Source organism: Sphaerochaeta sp. S2, from assembly GCF_016406725.1.
GTDB lineage: Bacteria > Spirochaetota > Spirochaetia > Sphaerochaetales > Sphaerochaetaceae > Sphaerochaeta.
Genome location: NZ_JAEKNT010000191.1, coordinates 1 through 3419 on the forward strand (window position 1 = coordinate 1; position 3419 = coordinate 3419).

General features: G+C 46.0%; 3 protein-coding genes. 1 reads left to right on the forward strand and 2 read right to left on the reverse strand.

All coding sequences use genetic code 11. The annotated features are described in order from the left end of the window. A partial coding sequence (locus JF818_RS05175; RefSeq protein WP_198890902.1) for an IS1634 family transposase occupies nt 1-1584 on the forward strand: 1584 nt, incomplete at its 5' end. Here JF818_RS05175 and JF818_RS16635 read toward each other — a convergent pair. Further along, nucleotides 1479-2069, reverse strand: a complete 591-nt coding sequence (locus tag JF818_RS16635) for an RloB family protein (RefSeq protein WP_198890903.1) — start codon at nt 2067-2069, stop codon at nt 1479-1481. The genes JF818_RS05175 and JF818_RS16635 overlap by 106 nt on opposite strands. Continuing rightward, the gene (locus JF818_RS05185) at nt 2062-3366 is read right to left on the reverse strand and encodes an ATP/GTP-binding protein (RefSeq protein WP_198890904.1); all 1305 of its coding nucleotides are present in this window, start codon (nt 3364-3366) and stop codon (nt 2062-2064) included. Before JF818_RS05185 ends, JF818_RS16635 begins: the two co-directional genes overlap by 8 nt. Between the last annotated feature and the right edge of the window lie 53 nt (nt 3367-3419).

A 3419-nucleotide genomic window follows, 5' to 3' on the forward strand; every position in this document is an offset into this window, starting at 1 on the left:
GTCTATGAGGATACCGCCTACTGGGATAGTGAGAAGAAACAAGGGCGGCACCGCCGCAAGTGTATCGGCAAGAGGGGACCTGAGGGCAAGATCATCTACAACGAGTATTACCTTTCCCGTCAGGAAGCATCCCGGGTCCAGGAACATCCGCTTCCTGTTGTTTCCAGGACGACGCTCCTTGGCCAGGATCTCATCCTTGACCCCATCATTGCCCGTACTGGGCTGGGGAAGGTTCTCACCAAGGTGCTGGGACCACAGGATGCTGCGTATGTCCTGGGACTTGCAAAATACTCGGTGTGCACCGGGAAGCCTCTCAGTTATGCAGAGTCCTGGCTTGATGAGAGAGGATTTGACGGGTCCCAGCTTTGCTCCCAGAGAATAACAGAACTGCTGAGGAGGCTCGACAAGGATGCCCAGAACACCTTCTTCTCTTCGTGGATAGAGCGGAACAGGGAGAAGAAGAACCTGCTGTTCGATATCAGCAGCATCTCCAGCCATGCGAAGGACAACCCGTATGTCGAGTGGGGCTACAACCGTGACAAGGAGAAGAAGCCCCAGATCAATATAGGCCTGCTCAGCTCGTATGCCACCCATCTCCCCCTATGGTTCTCAGAGCTGCCGGGAAGCATGAATGACTCGATTGTCCTGCAGCAGGTGCTCGAACAGCTGAAGAAGCTGGAGGTCCCCTCCTCGGTGATCATAGGGGACAGGGCATTCTGCTCTGTCGACAACATCGCACAGCTTACTGACCACGGCCACAAGTTCCTCATCCCTGTTCCCTCAAACGTCACATGGGCACGGGAACTCATCGAGAAGCACCGCCATGCGATCCAGCGGCCTGGCACCCTCATCCCGACCGATGACAAGGATGCCATCATCTATGGCCTGAAGACCATCAGGAAGACCGAACAAGGAAGGATGTGGGCCCACATATACTTCGATGCAGCGAGAAAGGAGCGGGACGTCGCCCGTCTCATGAGAAAGCTGCAGCAATGCATGGTTGAGCTTGAATTGCAGCAACCCATCAAGAACAACCAGTCGTACTACGACCGGTACTTCGAGGTGAAGGAGACCCCGAAAAGGGGAAGGAAGGTGCTTCTCAAGGATGAAGAGGTCCAGTCGTTCATCGACGGGCAGAGCGGCTACTGGGTCCTGTACACCAATGCCGAGAAGGATCCAGCTGAAGCATTGTATGCATACCGGCAGAGAAATGACATCGAACTGCTGTTCGACGACATGAAGAACATCATCGACTGCAACAGATTGAGAGTCCACACCGAGCAGGTGATGAAAGGCAGGCTTTTCATCAATTTCGTTACACTGATCATCCTGACCGCCCTGAAGGAACGAATCAAGCAGATCCCCGCGAAACAGCGGAAATACTGGAACCACCGTGAGATCCTGGACAAGGTGAATACCTACTCGAAGATTCACTACCGGGGGAAATACAAGGATGTGTATACCGTCCCCACGAAGGCTCAGCGGCTCATCTTCGATCTGTTCAGTGTTGAGTATCCATGGAAAGGCAAGCTGATGAATGTAGGGGATGAAGATCCGTTCGAGACTGATTGTCCGCTCTCATAGTTACAAAACTTCGGGAATTTGGGATACTCTTGTTTTGTAATTTTTTTGAATGTTGTACTGAAAGTATGACAACATCCAACGGAATCCATAGAAAGAGGAGCTTTCTCAAGATATTCATGGAGCCAGATCTCGAAACAGGGGTTAGACCAGCCTGTGTGGATATGGTTCTTTTTTGCTTCATTAATTATGGTGTCAAAACCTTTGACTTCATCCCGATCAAAAACAATCCAAGGAATTCTGTATTGTGCATTCTTATCTAATTCTTCAAGACATCGTGATACCAAATTCTTAGTTTCAATCTTAGGGAGAACCTTTATTACCAAGCGATTTTGCAAATCTTTTGGAAGTGAGTCACGTATTCCTTGGAAGTAATTCAACTCTGTCTCATTTGTGTCTGTCAGAATGAGATAATATCCTAAATCAGGTATCCTGAACGCCCGTTTGCTTCTTGGACTCCTCTTGCCATCATGCTGTTTCTTACTCATAGGGCTGATTCCCCTCAGCCGCAGCGAAATCCGGAAAGATTATCTTGATGCTATTCAACGATGGAATGGCACCATATTTCCCGAGGAGATAATTCTTTTCATAATGCTCATCTTTACGAATCTTGGTGCCCTCATCTGGTTTGAAGTCCGCGAGAGAGTAGAGGGTACTTTCTCCCACTGTGCTTTTTGCAGTAAACCAGATCTCGTCACGACGCAGGCTCTTGTTTGAAAGATGCCACGTATCATGTGTTGTGAAGATTAACTGAGCATGATTTGGATTGGTGCTTTGATCTGAAAATAATCTTATGAGATTACGGACAAGCAATGGATGTAATCTGGAATTTAATTCATCGACAAAGAGAACCGTCCCATGTTCCAAAACATTCATGAGAACAGGGTAGAGAGAAAACATTTTAATGGTACCAGCGCTCTCCTGTTGTAGCCCGATTCCGATTAAATCATCACTATCAACCGCTTGGTGCAATGATTCAATATGAATACGTTTTGGAGAGTCATCTTCTTCTGATGGAATTTCTTCAATTTTGAACCCTTTTATTGATTCATCGAATGAGGCAAAGAATTGTAGTACTCGATTTTGGATTTCCTTTTCTCTAAAGTTGATTGGGAGTCTATGGCAAAGGAAAAAGTTTTCGCCAGGGTCTCCATAGTCAGTGGTTTCACAAAGGTAGAACCATTGTGCGATTGTTTGGCACTTCTTCACTTTTAGTTTATTGCCTAAAGAGATGACCAGTACCTCTGGCTCTAACGCAGTAAGCAAGTTGTTCGTATTAGTCTTTGTAAGTCCGGAGAAATCATTTTCTTCCTCATTACGGCCTCTATAGAAGACAATCTTGCTTTTTCTTGCAGTCTTAGCCTTCTCGTTCAACCACTCTTCAACGATCCCTTTTTCGTCAACTGAAAAGCCGTAGTTGTAGGTTTTTAAGGTACTGGGATTAATACAATATACTTCAAAGGTTGCAGGCTCCATATTCTGTGTAGTCCAGGCAAAACGAGGAGGTTGTGGGAAATTTGAGGACTCATCAGATGTTTTCGCTGTATCAGAAGACCCCCCATATTGAAAAGAACTAACTATAAGATGTCGCATATAGGAAAAGGCTTTGTATACATTTGATTTTCCACTTGCGTTTGCCCCAAATATTGCACTAACAGGTAGCACTTTCTCATCTGCGAGTTGCACTACATGGTGTGAAAGTTCAGAAATACCAGTAGCTGAAAGATCAAGCGAAACCTCTTTGTGAAAAGATTTATAATTAGAGAAATTGAATTGTAATAGCATTGTGGTAGTTCCTCCATGTATTTAAACTATGCACCCAATTAGTGCATAAATCA